Annotated in this window: 10 protein-coding genes; 8 read left to right on the top strand and 2 right to left on the bottom strand. The window is 69.4% G+C overall.

What is annotated here, in order from left to right; genetic code table 11:
- Position 1: 1 nt before the first annotated feature.
- Positions 2 to 751: an alpha/beta fold hydrolase gene (locus tag P3F85_RS11175; protein ID WP_374007523.1), complete on the bottom strand. Its 750-nt coding sequence runs from the start codon at positions 749 to 751 to the stop codon at positions 2 to 4.
- Between the two features lie 106 nt (positions 752 to 857).
- Here P3F85_RS11175 and P3F85_RS11170 point away from each other — a divergent pair, with 106 nt between their 5' ends.
- The 7 genes from P3F85_RS11170 to P3F85_RS11140 all read left to right on the top strand — a co-directional run bounded on the left by P3F85_RS11170 (position 858) and on the right by P3F85_RS11140 (position 10,116).
- Positions 858 to 1,274, top strand: a complete 417-nt coding sequence (locus P3F85_RS11170) for a GNAT family N-acetyltransferase (protein WP_374007521.1) — start codon at positions 858 to 860, stop codon at positions 1,272 to 1,274.
- Positions 1,275 to 1,424: 150 nt separating this feature from the next.
- A complete protein-coding gene (locus P3F85_RS11165) occupies positions 1,425 to 3,929 on the top strand; it encodes a glycoside hydrolase family 97 catalytic domain-containing protein (protein WP_374007519.1) in 2,505 nt (834 codons plus the stop codon).
- Positions 3,930 to 3,977: 48 nt separating this feature from the next.
- Positions 3,978 to 5,243, top strand: a complete 1,266-nt coding sequence (locus P3F85_RS11160; RefSeq protein WP_374007518.1) for a sugar ABC transporter substrate-binding protein — start codon at positions 3,978 to 3,980, stop codon at positions 5,241 to 5,243.
- Positions 5,243 to 6,193 (top strand): carbohydrate ABC transporter permease, encoded by a 951-nt coding sequence (locus P3F85_RS11155; protein ID WP_374007516.1) that lies wholly within the window; start codon positions 5,243 to 5,245, stop codon positions 6,191 to 6,193. The genes P3F85_RS11160 and P3F85_RS11155 overlap by 1 nt, the downstream gene beginning before the upstream one ends.
- Positions 6,186 to 7,073, top strand: a complete 888-nt coding sequence (locus tag P3F85_RS11150; protein WP_374007514.1) for a carbohydrate ABC transporter permease — start codon at positions 6,186 to 6,188, stop codon at positions 7,071 to 7,073. The genes P3F85_RS11155 and P3F85_RS11150 overlap by 8 nt, the downstream gene beginning before the upstream one ends.
- A 2-nt stretch (positions 7,074 to 7,075) precedes the next feature.
- Positions 7,076 to 9,199: an alpha-galactosidase gene (locus P3F85_RS11145; RefSeq protein ID WP_374007512.1), complete on the top strand. Its 2,124-nt coding sequence runs from the start codon at positions 7,076 to 7,078 to the stop codon at positions 9,197 to 9,199.
- Positions 9,196 to 10,116 (top strand): aldose epimerase, encoded by a 921-nt coding sequence (locus tag P3F85_RS11140; protein WP_374007511.1) that lies wholly within the window; start codon positions 9,196 to 9,198, stop codon positions 10,114 to 10,116. The genes P3F85_RS11145 and P3F85_RS11140 overlap by 4 nt, the downstream gene beginning before the upstream one ends.
- Positions 10,117 to 10,143: 27 nt before the next feature.
- Here the strand turns inward: P3F85_RS11140 and P3F85_RS11135 are convergent, their stop codons facing one another.
- Positions 10,144 to 11,004 carry a helix-turn-helix domain-containing protein gene (locus P3F85_RS11135; protein ID WP_374007510.1) on the bottom strand — a complete coding sequence of 287 codons (861 nt, stop codon included), beginning with the start codon at positions 11,002 to 11,004 and terminating at the stop codon, positions 10,144 to 10,146.
- A 92-nt stretch (positions 11,005 to 11,096) separates the two neighbouring features.
- On the opposite strand from P3F85_RS11135, the gene P3F85_RS11130 reads away from it, so the two are divergent.
- The gene (locus P3F85_RS11130) at positions 11,097 to 14,222 is read left to right on the top strand and encodes a DUF5107 domain-containing protein (RefSeq protein WP_374007509.1); all 3,126 of its coding nucleotides are present in this window, start codon (positions 11,097 to 11,099) and stop codon (positions 14,220 to 14,222) included.
- Positions 14,223 to 14,246: the final 24 nt, after the last annotated feature.

Below are 14,246 nucleotides of genomic sequence, written 5' to 3'. Positions count from 1 at the left end.
CTCAGCTCTCGCTGATCGACTTCGCCGCCTCGGCGATGAGCCGCGACACCTTCACCGGCTCGGCGAGCATCGACAGATGGGGCGCGTGACCCTCGACCACGACGCTGCCCGCCCGCTCAGCCATCGCGTGCTGCTGGGCTGCCGGGATCACCCGGTCGACGGCGCCGACGAAGTACCAGCTGGGCAGGTTCTTCCAGGCGGGGGTTCCGGTGAACGGCGTACCGAGCGCGGCAAGCGTGGCGGGCGCCTGGCCGGCGGCGAGGACCCTCGCCTCCGCCTTGGGAAGGGTCTCGGCGAAGATCTCGTGGAACTTGTCGCGCTTGATGTAGCTGTCGTAGTCACCCTGCTCGGCGTCAGGAGCAGGCAGAACGAAATCGAAGACAGTGGTCGGGTCCGGGACGTTCAGCAGCGACCCGGGCAACGCGTTGCTGAGGGTCGTCGCGCTCTCGCCGTTGTCGGGCGCGTACGCGTCGATGTAGACCAGAGCTTTCACCTGCGGCAGGTCGGACGCGGCTCCGGTGATGACGACGCCGCCGTAGGAGTGCGCTGCGAGAACGACGGGTCCGGAGGTCGCCTGGGAGATGAAATCCCTCACCGCCTTGGTGTCACCTTCCACCCCGCGAAGCGGGTTGGGTGCGAGCAGAACGTCGTAACCCTCGAGCTGGAGGGTTGCTGTGACGGCGGCGAAGCTGGCGGAATCCGCCCAAGCGCCGTGAACGAGAACGATTGTCGGCTTGTCTGAAGTGGTCATGGGTCGAGTCTGAGACGGGGCGGCGCGCTGGGCCAATGCCAATCGTGCATAGTGTCCACCGCAAAGCCGATACCCCGGCAGGCGTCTGGGCGGATAGCGTTCACTCATGGTTGAACGAGCAGACGGCGGTTTCGAGTATCCCGACGAAGCGGGTTATCCCGACGGAACGGGGACCCTCACGCAGACACAACAGGCTCTGATCGCCGAGGTGGATGCCGCGACGCCGCTCAGCCCGGGCATCAACTTCTACGTCGTGGACAATGCCGAGGCGCAGACCTACGAAGCCGTCAGCGGTGATTCCTTGATCGGCGGCATCACGTACGAGCGGCACGACGACGTAATCACGCTGATCGCCACGTCGGTGTTCCCGGAGTTCCGCGATCAGGGGGTGGCGACCGCCCTGATCGGACGCGTGCTCGACCTGATCCAGGCGGGCAATCAGCGCGTCCGCATCGAGTGCCCGATCGTGACGACGTTCATCGACCGACACGAAGGGCATCGGGCGCTCGTCGTGCGTGACTGAGGCGAAAACATCCAGCCGAACCCGACAGGCTCCCGCTCTCGCTCGGTGCGCAGCAGATCACTGAAGTCGAAACGTCCAGGCGATGGCCTCGAAGCGTCATAGCAGAGGCCGCCGCGAACGCCATAGTCTCAGTGCTCGAAGCCGAAAGGCATGCCGACACCCGAGTACGGAGACGACGTGGTCACAGACACCCTGGCCCTTGCGGAGATCAGCACGGGAGAGCTCAGCGGACGGGTCGTCGACGACGGGTCCGGCTTGGCTCTGCATGTCGATCACGGCACGGGCGGATCGCTCCGGATCCGACTCGGTGTGACGGTTCGCGGCCAGGACCTTGCGGCCGGCAGTGAGTTCGTCCGCGCCTCGGGTCGCCGCGTCGTTGAGACGTTCACCCCGCGGTCGGGAAAGACGACCTTGCCGGTTGAGAAGGTTCACGAGGAGCTGACCGTCACGTTCGCCGACCGAGCCGCTGTGGAGTGGTCTGTGGTCGTCCGGGCGGCACGGGACGGCGTCGCCGTGCGCTACGAGATCCCGGATCTGCAGGGGGTCAGCACCCTCGACGGTGAGGCGACCGCCCTGGAGCTCGACGCCTTCGACCGCGCCTGGATGCTCGCCTACCAGACGTGGTACGAGACGCCGCGCTTCGGCCAGAACGTGTCGTTGCTCTCCTCCGGCGCGTACGGCCTTCCCGCACTTCTCCGCCGAGCGGGTGACGACTACGTGCTCGTTGCAGAATCGGGGATCGATGGCCGGTTCAGCGGAGCGCACGCCGCCGTCGACGCCGCCGAGGGCCTCCTGCGGTTCGAGCACGCGGACGCGGTCACAGAAATCGCGCGTGGCGCCATCACTCCGTGGCGGGTCTTCATCATCGGCGGGATGGCCGACATCGTCGAGAGCACGCTCGTCGACGAGCTCGCGCCCGCGCAGCATCCCCTCGTCGAGGAGCCGTCGTGGGTGCGACCGGGACGGGCCGCGTGGTCGTGGTGGTCGGACTTCTACTCCGGAGCGCACCTCGACGCGCAGAAGCATTTCGTGGACGTCGCCGCGCGCCTCGGCTGGGAACACCTGCTGATCGACTGCGGCTGGGAGGAGACCTGGGTTCCCGAGATCGTCTCGTACGCGAGCCGTTTCGGCATCCAGGTCCACCTCTGGACGGTGTGGCACGACCTCGACGGGCCGGAGAAGCTCCAGCGGCTGGCGCTCTGGCGCTCGTGGGGCGTCGCTGGCATCAAGGTCGACTTCATGGAGTCCGAGTCGAAGGATCGCTACCGCTGGTACGACTCGGTGCTGCAGGAGACCGCCCGGCTGAAGATGATGGTCAACTTCCACGGCTCCGTCATCCCGCGCGGATGGGCGCGGACGTGGCCGCAGGTGATCGGCTACGAGGCGATCCGGGGGTCCGAGTACTACGTCTTCTACAACGACACGCCCCTCACTGCCGAGCACAACGTCATCCAGCCGTTCACGCGCAATGTCGTCGGCGGCATGGACTACACACCGGTCGCCTTCACCGCGCCGGGCCGCACGACCAGCGACGGGCACGAGCTGGCTCTCAGCGTCGCGTTCGAGTGCGGCATCACCCATTTCGCCGACGGGGTGGATGCCTACCTGGCGCGCCCGCTCGCCGCGCAGTTCCTCGCGGAGCTTGCACCGCGCTGGGATGAGACCCGCCTCCTCGCCGGAACGCCCGACACCGAGGCGGTCATCGCCCGGCGCTCGGGCGACCGCTGGTTCATCGGCTGCATCGCGGCCGGCCCGGCCCGCTCGATCGAGGTCCCGCTCGATCGGATCGGCCCAGGTCCGTTCGACGCCTGGATCGTCGGCGACGCCGGCAACGGCGCGGACGGAGGCCTCTCCGGGACACGGGTGAGCGCCGAGGGGAGTCTCACCGTCCCGATCCAGCCCGACGGCGGCTTCGTCGCCATCCTCACGGATGCCGGAGGGGACCTGTTCCGTGCGGCGCCCGTGGAGCCTGCGACGACCCCGCTCGCGGAATCTGACCTGGTGGAGCTCGACGATGACGGTCGCGCGACGATCCTGGCTGCAGAGGCATCCACGATACGCGTCGCCCCCGGCTGGGAGGCCCGCCTCGTGTCGCCCGGCCGCTGGGAGGTGCAGGCGCCCATCGCGCTGGTTCCCGGTGGTCTCGGTGTCCTGACCCTCGAGGGCGCCGCCGTGCGCGGGGTGCCGACGGTCTCGCACGTCCGAGCCATCCGCCCGCTCTCCGGACGGCCACGACTGTCGGCCCTGCCGATGCTCGGTTTCCGCAACGAGAGCGGACCGGTGGAGCGCGACATGAGCAACGGCGGGGGCAACCCGCGTGACGGTCGACGGATGTCCATCGCGGGGGAGGAGTTCGACACCGGTCTGGGCATGTCCTCGCCGGGTGAAGCGCACTTCCACCTCGGCGGCAGGGGGGAACGGCTGTGCGGACTCGTCGGTATCGACGACGAGACCCCCGGCGCCGCCGCCACCGCGGTCGTCGAAGGCGACGGCATCCCGCTGCTCCGGGTGGACCTCGCCGCCGGCCTCCCCGCAACCCCGCTCGACGTCGAGGTCTCCGGCTATCGCACGCTCACCCTGCGCACCGAGCCCCGCTCGGATGCGGCGGCTCACGTCGACTGGGCGAGCGCCACCCTCACCACCCGAACCCCGTAGCACCACAGCAGCCCGGTCATCGACGACCGGCACATCGAAGGAGAACCCATGCACAAGAGATGGCTCATCGCACCGGCGATCATCGCCGCCGCGGCGCTTCTGACCGCCTGTTCCGGACCCAAGTCCGGTGGCGATGCGAACGAGAAGGTCACCATCACCTACGGCGTCTGGGCCGGAACCCAGACGCCCGCGATGAAGGAGATCGCGGCAGCGTTCACGAAGGAGAACCCGAACATCACCGTCAAGGTCGAGGAACGTCCCTGGCCCGAGTACTGGTCGACGCTTCAGACCGGCGCGGCAGGGGGCACGGCTCCCGATGCGTTCTGGATGCTCGCGCAGAACATCCGCCCGTACGCCTCCGGCGGCCAGCTCCTGGACATCTCCGACGAGATCACGAAGCAGAAGGTTGACCTCGGCAAGTACCCGAAGGCGGTCCTCGACCTCTACGACCAGGGGGACGGGAAGATCTACGGCCTGCCGAAGGACGTCGACACCAACGCCGTCTGGTTCAACAAGGCCATCTTCGACAAGGCCGGCGTCGCTTATCCGACCTCCGACTGGACGTGGGACGACTTCCGCTCCACCGCGAAGAAGCTGACCGACGCCGCAGCGGGCGTGTGGGGCGTCGCCGCCCCGATCGACTACCAGGGCGGCTACTACAACACCATCTTCCAGGCTGGGGGACAGGTGATCTCGAAGGACGGCAAGAAGGCCGAGATCGACAGCCCGGCGGCGCAGAAGGGCATCGAGTTCTGGACGAACCTCCAGGCCGACAAGTCCTCGCCGACACTGAAGCAGATGTCGGACACCGAGGCCGAGACGATGTTCGAGCAGGGCAAGATCGGCATGTACATGTCCGGGGCCTACTGGGCGCTCAAGCTCTACCAGAACAAGGAGATCGCGTCGAACGTGGATGTCGCGCCGCTGCCGGTCGGCGAGAAGCGGGCCACCGTGACGAGCGGCATCGAGAATGTCGGCTTCGCCGGCACCAAGCACCCCGATGCTGTGAAGAAGTTCCTCGTCTTCGCAAGCGGCAAGGAGGCGGCGGAGATCCAGGCGAAGTCCGGTGCTGTCCTCCCGGCCTACGCGGGCGGCGAGAAGACGTGGATGGCCGCGATGCCGGACTTCACGAACCTCCAGGTCTTCATCGACGCCGAGAAGTACTCGGTCCCTCTGCCGGTGCAGGGCAACGCCGCTGAATGGCAGGGCGACCAGACGAAGTACCTCACCGGCGCGTGGGAGGGCACCACGAGCGTCGCCGACGCGACCACACAATACGCGGACGCGATCGACAAGGTGCTGGCCGAGAAGTAATGAGCGCCACACTCACCCGGCCGGGGCGGCAGGACAGCCGCCCCGGCCCCGCCGCGCCTCTGCCCCGCCGGCGTCGCCGCACGCGTATCGACTGGTGGGCCATCGCCATGATCGCTCCGGCGACCGTCGGGCTCGCCGCCCTCTACTTGTGGCCGTTCCTGTCGACCTTCGTCAAGAGCTTCATGAACGTCCCCGTCTTCGGCGCGGGCAGGTTCACCGGCGTCGACAACTACACGAAGCTGCTGAGCGACGAGGACTTCTGGCGTGCGCTGGGCAACTCGGCGCTCTACACGGTGCTCGTCCTCGTCGGCATCCCCGTCGCCATCGTGCTGGCCGCCCTGATTGAGCAGGCGGCGAAGGGTCGCACCCTCTACCGCGTGCTGTTCTTCCTGCCCGTGGTGACCCTGCCGGTCGCGGTCGGGATGGTGTGGCGCTTCATCCTCAACGGCGATTTCGGCATCCTCAATTACCTGCTCGGCCTGGTGGGCATCCCCGGCGAGTACTGGGTCGCGGACGACCGCTTCACCATCTATGCCTTCGCCGTGGTCGGCATCTGGATGGGGCTCGGCATCAATCTGATCATCCTCGGCGCCGGGTTGCAGAGCATCCCCGCCGACCTGTACGAGGCGTCGGCACTCGATGGAGCAGGCCGCATCCGGCAGTTCTTCTCGATCACACTGCCGCTGCTCAGTCCCAGCGTGTTCTTCGTCACGGTGCTGACCACGATCAGCGCCCTGCAGATGTTCGACCTGGTCTTCGTCATGCTGGGCAGCGTCAACAACACCGCGATCGACGGCTCGAAGACCATCGTCTACCTCTTCTATGAGGCGGCGTTCGTACAGTTCAAACAGGGCTACGGGGCCGCCATCGCCATCGTCCTGCTGATCATCATCATGGTCGCGACCGCGATCCAGTTCCGCCTGCAGAGGAGGTGGGTGACCTATGACTGACTCCGACATCGCCGTGCCGCGCGTGGCGGCTTCCCGCACCGGCACGCCGAGCGGGCGCTCCGCGGCCAGCCGCGGGCAGTGGCGCATCCACGTCATCCTGATCGTGGCCGCGGTGCTGATGATCGTGCCGTTCGTCTGGCAGATCCTCACCGCGTTCAAGACCTCGAACGAGGTCGCCACGCTGCCGCCGACCTTGTTCCCGGCAGCGCCGACGCTTGCCGGCTTCGACACGTTCTTCGGTTCCGTGCCGTTCTGGGCGCAGTTCGCGGTGTCGGCGGCCTCGCTCATCATCCGCGTCGCCGGTCAGGTGCTGGTCGCCGCGCTCGCAGGCTACGCCTTCGCCCGGCTCCAATTCCCCGGCCGCAACCTGATCTTCGCGCTGTTCCTGCTCATGCTGATGGTGCCGAGCCAGCTCTTCCTGCTCGGCCAGTTCGACATCATGAAAGGGCTGGGGCTGTTGAACACGGTGCCCGCCCTCGCCATCCCCGGCATCTTCAGCGCCTTCGGCACGTTCCTGATGCGCCAGGCGTTCATCACGATGCCGAAGGAATACGAGGAGGCCGCACGGCTCGACGGTGCCGGGACCCTGCGCGTCTTCTGGAGCGTGATGCTGCCGATGGCGAGGCCGATGCTCGCGGCTCTCGCGGTGCTCACCTCGCTGTACTCCTGGAACGACCTGCTCTGGCCGCTGATCGTCACTCCGGCCGGCGACAACCGTCCACTCCCGGTCGGGCTCGCGAGCATGCAGGGCCAGTTCGGGACGGACTACCCGGCCCTGATGGCGGGCGCCCTCATCTGCACCCTCCCTCTCGTCATCGTGTTCATCGTCCTGCAGCGGCAGTTCTTCGCCGGGATCGCCAGCAGCGGACTGAAAGGATAGCGTTGCCCTCTCACGAACAGGACCTCGTCCACCTCCGCCGCGGCGGTGTCAGCGTCGTCATCGATCTGAGCGGCGGTCGACTACCGCGCATCCTGCACTGGGGAGACGACCTCGGCGACCTCGACGGGGAGGAGCTCGCCGACCTGCGGAGAGCGACGCTCCCCACGATCGGGGACAGCGCCGTCACGTACCCGCAGCCGGTGCCCGTCCTCCCGCAGCTCGCCGAGGGGTGGCTGGGTCGACCCGGTGTCACAGGCGACCGCGACGGGCGCGCGTTCGCCGCGTGGTTCCGCGACACGGAGAACACCGTCGCGGACGACCGAGTGGAGAGCGTCGCGCGCGATCCGGAGTCCGGCCTGCGTCTCGTCGTGCGGCTGGAGCTGAGCAAGGAGGGCGTGCTGTCCCTCTCCGCCGAGCTGCGCAACGAGGGGACGGACCCGTACGACCTCGGTGGCGTCGAACTCGCGCTCCCTGTGCCCGACGCCGCGGAGGAACTGCTCGACCTCACCGGGCGTTGGGCACGGGAACGCGTGCCGCAGCGCCACCCGTTCCCCATCGGGACGTGGCTGCGCGAGAGCCGCGGCGGGAAGCCCGGCCTCGACCATTCGACGCTGTTCGCTGCGGGAGAGACCGGCTTCGGCTTCGAGCGCGGCCCGGTGTGGACGGTTCACCTGGCGTGGAGCGGCAACCAGCTCCTCGCGGCCGAGCGCACCCCAGCCGGTACCCGGCAACTGCGCGCGGGCGAGATCCTGTTGTCCGGCGAGCTCGCCCTAGCGCCCGGCGAGACGTACGTCGCCCCGACCGTGTACGGCGTCTGGGGTGACGGCCTCAACGCCGTCACGGACCGGATGCATCGGATGCTGCGCGCCCGGCCCGGGCACCCCCGCCCGCCTCGGCCGGTGCTCTCGAACACCTGGGAGGCCGTGTACTTCGACCACGACCTGCCGACGCTCAAGCGGTTCGCCGAGCGGAGCGCCGATCTCGGGATCGAGCGTTTCGTCCTGGACGACGGCTGGTTCACCGGACGACGGGACGATACCAGCTCGCTCGGCGACTGGGAGGTCGATCCCGTCGTCTGGCCGGCGGGCCTCGAGCCTCTCGCCGAGCACGTCCACGCCCTCGGCCTGCAGTTCGGGCTGTGGTTCGAGCCGGAGATGATCAACCTGGACTCAGCCCTGGCGCGGGCGCATCCCGAGTGGGTCTTCGACGGCGGCCACGGCCCTGGCCTCCCATCACGGCACCAGCATGTGCTCGACCTCGGCAACCCCGACGCATACGCGCACGTGCTCGCACGGGTGTCGGCCCTCGTCGACCAGCTCGGCATCGACTTCATCAAGTGGGACCACAACCGCTACCTCACCGACGCCGGACACAGCGGAAGCGGGCGCGCGGGCGTGCACGAGCAGACGCTTGCGGCGTACGCCATGATGGACGAGCTGCGACGTCGCCACCCCCGGCTCGAGATCGAGTCGTGCGCGAGCGGAGGCGGCCGGATCGACCTCGGCGTGCTCCAACGAACCGACCGGGTCTGGCCCTCCGACTGTAACGACCCGCACGAGCGCATCGACATCCAGCGCTGGACGGGGGTGCTGGTGCCGCCGGAGCTCCAGGGCACGCACATCGGCGCTGGGGAGTCCCACACTACGCACCGCGTCGCACCGCTCGACTTCCGCGCGGCCACGGCCTTCTGGGGCAACCTCGGCGTCGAGTTGAACGTGGCGGAGCTCGACGACGATACCTTCGACCGCGTGCGGAGGTGGGTGCAGGCGCACAAGCAGCATCGCGCCCTTCTCCACAGCGGGAGGACGGTGCGCGCCGACACCGGACCGGACGTGCGGCTCGACGGCGTGGTCGCGGCCGACGGCGCGGAGGCGATGTTCGGGTTCACCGTGCTGTCGCGCACCGCCAGCTGGCCTCCCGCGCGGCTGCGCTTCCCCGGCCTCGAGCCGGAGCGGCGATATCGAGTGACCGAGTTCGCTCCCGGGGCCCCGGTCCCTGTGGGCCAGCGGCCGCCGTGGCTCGACGCCGGCGTCGTCCTCCCCGGGCGGACCCTCCACCGGCACGGCCTCGAGGCGCCGTCGCTCGACCCCGATCGCTCGGTGCTGTTCCGCGTCGAGGCGGTATGAACCCGCTCACGTCGCCCGCGCGTCAGAGTGTTCGTAGCGCGGACGGCGCGACCACACTCGTCGTCGACCCGTTGGCGGCGTCGCTGCGCCGCCTGACGGTGAACGGGACGGACCTCGTCGAACCCACGGACGCATTGCCCGGGCTCCCCGGCATGGCCGGCGCCATCCTCGCTCCGTGGCCGAACCGTGTGGAGGGCGCCCGATGGTGGCACGAAGGGCGCAGGCACGACCTCGACGTCAGCGAGCCGGAGCTCGGTAACGCGAATCACGGTCTGCTCGCGGCCCGGCGATTCGACATCGTCGGCCAGGACGACTCCGGGATCGTCCTCGGTACGCAGATCCGGCATCCTGCCGGGTACCCGTTCGACCTCGACGTGGTCGTCGCCCATCGCGCCGACGGGACAGGCGTCGCGGTCGCCACCGAGCTGGTCAACGTCGGTACCGCTCGCGCGCCTGCGGCGCTCGGGGCGCATCCCTACCTTCGGCTCGGTGACCGGCAGGTGGGGGGCCTGCGGCTCACCGTGGATGCGACGCACGCGTACCGTCTGGATGAGCGGCACATCCCGCGCGATCGCTTCCCGGTCGGCGGCACGTCGAGCGACCTCCGCCGGCCCACGCTCGTGGCCGACGCCCCCGGGCACCTCACGCTGATGCGGGAGGACACCGGTGCAGCGCTCAGCCACCGGCTTACTGCAGACGACGGGTCCGGGCTGGAGCTCTGGGCCGACAGCGCCTACCGCTGGACGCAGCTGTATCGCGACGACGCATTCCCCTCCTTCGACGGAACGACGCGCGTCGCGCTCGCCGTCGAGCCGATGACTGCGCCGCCGAACGCTCTGCGAACGGGGGAGGGTCTTCGCTGGCTGGAACCCGGGGAACGCTGGACCGTCTCGTGGGGCATCCGCCTGCTCCGCTGAGCGGCGCTCCGCTCCGGAACCCCGCGCTCAGGCGTCGCGCGCGCGGAAGGCCGATGGGCTCATCCCGTGATGCCGCCGGAAGTGGCGCGAGAAGTAGAACGGGTCGTCGTAGCCGACGTCGCGCGCGACCTCGGCGATCGTCGCATCCGTCGTGTCGAGGAGCTGCCGGGCGCGCGCCATCCGCAGGGCGGTGTGGTGCGCGAGCACGCCGCCGCCGGTGGCTCGCCGGAACAGCGACGTCAGGTGCGTCGGGGAGACGCCCACCAGCCGGGCGAGTTCCGGCACGCGGACGGTGCCGTCGAGGCGGTCGCTGAGGTAGTTCATCGCCCGCTGCAGCGGGTCGTCCGGAGCCGGGAGCAGCCGGTCGACCGCGAGCTGGGTGAGCAGCTTCCATGCGGCTCCCGAGGCCGCCATCAGACGCGCGGGGGTCTGATCGCGTTCGAGGTTGGTGACGATTTCGTCGAGGAGCGCGACCGCCCGCTCGATCGTCCGGACGCGCAGCAGCGGGCGCGCCGCCGTGACCTCCATCCCCTCGACCAGTTCGGGGGCGTCGGTCCCGGTGAGGTGCGCCCACCAGATCGTCCAGGGGTGGGTCTCGTCCGAGCCGTACGAGTGGGGTACCCCGCGCGGGATGACGATCGCCTGCTGGCTGCCGATGCGGTGCGTGGCATCGCCGATCCGCGCCCACCCGGTGCCCGCCGCGCAGACCATGACGATCGTCTCGTTCGTGCCGCGCGGTCTGCTCATCTGGTGGTCCAGCGCGTCCGGGTAGTAGCCGACGTCCGTGACGAGCAGGCGCCTGGTCACCGGCTTCCTCAGGGCGTCGGAGACCACCGGGCGCGGCACGACGACGAGTCGCTGCCCCCGGAATCCCTCTTCGATCGGCACGGGGACATTCTGGGGGCAGCATCGTCGAATTGTCCAGGGGTGTTCGCTCAACCTGCATTCCACGGCGGTTACCGCGCCGATTGGATGGAGGCATGCTCAGCGATCCTCTGCGCCCCGACGCTCCCGAACACCTCCGCGAACGACTCGCCGCCGGCGGAGCCGTCGCCTGGAGTGCCGACCTGACCATCCCGACGTACGAGCCGGGGGAGCCGGACGAGTTCCCGATGTTCCTCGACCGCCGGGTATACCAGGGCTCGAGCGGGCGGGTGTACCCGATCCCGTTCATCGACCGGGTGGCCGCGGAGCCGACCGACCGGACGTGGCAGGCCATCCATCTGGAGAACCGGTGGATCCGGCTGGTCGTGCTGCCCGAGCTGGGCGGCCGCATCCATATCGGGTACGACAAGACGGCGGATTACGACTTCTTCTACCGCAACAGCGTCATCAAGCCCGCGCTGGTCGGCCTGGCAGGGCCGTGGATCTCCGGCGGAGTCGAGTTCAATTGGCCGCAGCACCACCGACCGGCGACGTTCCTGCCGGTGGAAACGTCGATCGAGGAGCACGAGGACGGTTCGGTGACTGTGTGGTGCTCCGATCACGATCCGTTCACTCGGATGAAGGGCATGCACGGGGTACGTCTGCATCCCGACCGGGCCGTGGTGGAGCTGGTCGTCAGGCTTCACAACCGGACGAGCGATGTGCAGACCTTTCTCTGGTGGGCGAACGTGGCTGCGCGGGTGCACGACGACTACCAGTCGTTCTTCCCGACCGACGTCGCCTACGTCGCCGACCATGCCCGCCGCGCCATCACCGCCTTCCCGGAAGCCGACCGCCCGTACTACGGCGTCGACTACCCGGCTCGCCACGCCACGGGCGCCGACCGTCTGGACTTCTACCGCAACATCCCCGTCCCGACCTCGTACATGGTGACCGACACCGAGGACGACTTCTTCGGCGGTTACGACCACCGAGCACACGCCGGCTTCGTCCACGTCGCCGACCGCCACATCGCGCCGGGAAAGAAGCAGTGGACCTGGGGCGACGCGCCATTCGGGCACGCATGGGACCGACTCCTCACCGACCAAGACGGTCCCTACATCGAATTGATGGCCGGCGTCTATACGGACAACCAGCCGGACTTCGCCTGGTTGGAGCCGGGGGAGACCAAGGAGTTCCGGCAGCGCTGGTACCCGATCCACGCGATGGGGCCCGCGCACCAGGCCACGGAAGAGGCGGCCGTCCGGCTCGATGTGGCCGACGGTACCGTCTCCGGCGGCGTCTGCCTCGTGTCCGAGACCGACGTGCGCGTCACAGTCACGGCCAACGGCGAGACCGTGGTCGACGAGCGAGTCCAGGTCGCGCCCGGGAGGCCCTTCCTCTTCGACACCGCCACCCCGTCTGCCCACCCGGCAGAGCATGAGCTTCGGGTCATAGACGCTGACGGGCGCGTCCTCATCGCCTGGCGACCGCGCGCCGGATCCGACGCCGAGGAGCCCTGGACCGCGACCGAACCGCCGGCGCCCCAGGAGATCGCGAGCGTGGACGAGCTCTACTTCACCGGCGTCCATCTCGCGCAGAACCGCCATCCCACCCGGTCGCCCCTCCCGTACTGGGAGGAGGCGCTCCGGCGAGACGAACTGGACAGCCGCTGCAACACCGCGCTCGCCGAGCACCTCCTCCGCCGAGGCCGCTACGCCGACGCGGAGGCTCACCTCCGCCGCGCCCTCTCCCGCCAGACACGACGCAACGGCAACCCGCGCGACGGCGAGGCACGGTACCTGCTCGGACTGGTGCTCGTGCGGACCGGCCGCGAGCCTGCCGCCCTCGACGCCTTCGCGAAGGCCGCCTGGGACGTGCGATGGCTCGCACCCTCGCAGCTTGAGATCGCGAGGATCCTCGCCCGGAGCGGCTCTGACGACGCTGCCCTGACGGCCGTCGACCGCGCGCTTGCCATCAATACCGCCGACTCGCGCGCCCTCGCCCTCCGCGTGATCCTCGAGCGGCGCCTCGGCCGCGGCGGACTCGCAGAGCAGCACCTCGCTGAATGGCTCGCCGTCGACCCTCTCGACCAGGTCGCCCTCGCCCTCGCCGGCCGGCCGCTCAGAGCCGACGGCCGCACTCTCATCGACGTCGCACTCGAGTTCGCGGCCACGGGCGAGGCGGATCAGGCGATCATCCTGCTGGTGGAGGCGGCCGAGCGACCGACCGGCCCGTCGGGCAACATCCGTCCGCTCGCTCACCTCCATCGCTCCGTCGTTCTGCGATGGCAGGGAAGGACGGCAGAGGCGGATGGCGCGCTCAGTGAGGCGCGCAGCACTGACGCCCGCCGCTGCTTCCCGGTTGGCCTGGACGACCACGACATGCTCCGCAGCGTCCTCGAACGGGACCCCGGCGATCACCGCGCCGGCGCGCTGCTCGGGATGCTCCTCTACGATGCCGGCCGGGAGGAGGAGGCGCTCCAGCTCTGGCGGCGGGCGATCGACGCAGGTGCGGCCGACGCCGTGACGTTGCGCAACGCGGCCGTCGCCGCCGTCAACCTGCACGGGACCGCCGACGACGCCCTCGGGTGGTACGCCGAGGCGCTCGACGTGCACCCCTCCGCCCGCCTCCTTTACGAACGGGACCAGCTGCTCGCGCTCATAGGCGCGTCGGCGGAATACCGGTTGAGCCTTCTCGAGGACGCCCGCGAACTCGTCCTCGAGCGCGACGACCTGACGATCTCGTTCGTCGAGCTGCTGGTCGCCATTGGAAGGGCCGGCGAAGCCCACGCCATCCTCACCTCGCGCAGCTTCGCCCCCTGGGAGGGCGGCGAGGGACTCGCGCTCGCCGCCTGGGAGCATGTCGCGCTCGCGCTCAGCCGACAGGCGCAGGCCGACGGCGATCTCGCAGCGGCGCTCCGCCACGCCGAGGCGGCGCTCACCCCGCCGGCCTCGCTGGGAGAGGCCCGCCATCCGCTCGCACCGACGGCGGAGATCCACGAACGGCTGGCGACGCTCTACGCGTTGCTCGGCGATTCTGAGCGGGCGGAGGCCGCGCGCGCGATCGCGAACGCCCGTCCGCTCCCGGATCCCGTCGACCCGGATGCCGCACCCGACTACTTCGCGACGTCGCTGCCGGAGCTCCTGTTGTTCCGGGCGCAGGCGCTGTCGGCAAGCGAGTCGGAACGTCCAGCCGGCGAGGCAGAACGCGCATTCCACCCCGGTCCGGTCGTTTCCTAGCCTCGGAGCAACTTCACCAGAGAA

This window comes from Leifsonia sp. T36S-04 (assembly GCF_042465655.1).
GTDB lineage: Bacteria > Actinomycetota > Actinomycetes > Actinomycetales > Microbacteriaceae > Leifsonia.
Note: the sequence above shows the minus strand (reverse complement) of the source record. Positions and strands in the feature narration are given on the sequence as shown.

Coding starts and splice junctions, on each gene's coding strand:
- P3F85_RS11175 (WP_374007523.1), bottom strand. CDS start 751: ATGACCACTTCAGACAAGCCGACAATCGTTCTCGTTCACGGCGCTTGG.
- P3F85_RS11170 (WP_374007521.1), top strand. CDS start 858: ATGGTTGAACGAGCAGACGGCGGTTTCGAGTATCCCGACGAAGCGGGT.
- P3F85_RS11165 (WP_374007519.1), top strand. CDS start 1,425: ATGCCGACACCCGAGTACGGAGACGACGTGGTCACAGACACCCTGGCC.
- P3F85_RS11160 (WP_374007518.1), top strand. CDS start 3,978: ATGCACAAGAGATGGCTCATCGCACCGGCGATCATCGCCGCCGCGGCG.
- P3F85_RS11155 (WP_374007516.1), top strand. CDS start 5,243: ATGAGCGCCACACTCACCCGGCCGGGGCGGCAGGACAGCCGCCCCGGC.
- P3F85_RS11150 (WP_374007514.1), top strand. CDS start 6,186: ATGACTGACTCCGACATCGCCGTGCCGCGCGTGGCGGCTTCCCGCACC.
- P3F85_RS11140 (WP_374007511.1), top strand. CDS start 9,196: ATGAACCCGCTCACGTCGCCCGCGCGTCAGAGTGTTCGTAGCGCGGAC.
- P3F85_RS11130 (WP_374007509.1), top strand. CDS start 11,097: ATGCTCAGCGATCCTCTGCGCCCCGACGCTCCCGAACACCTCCGCGAA.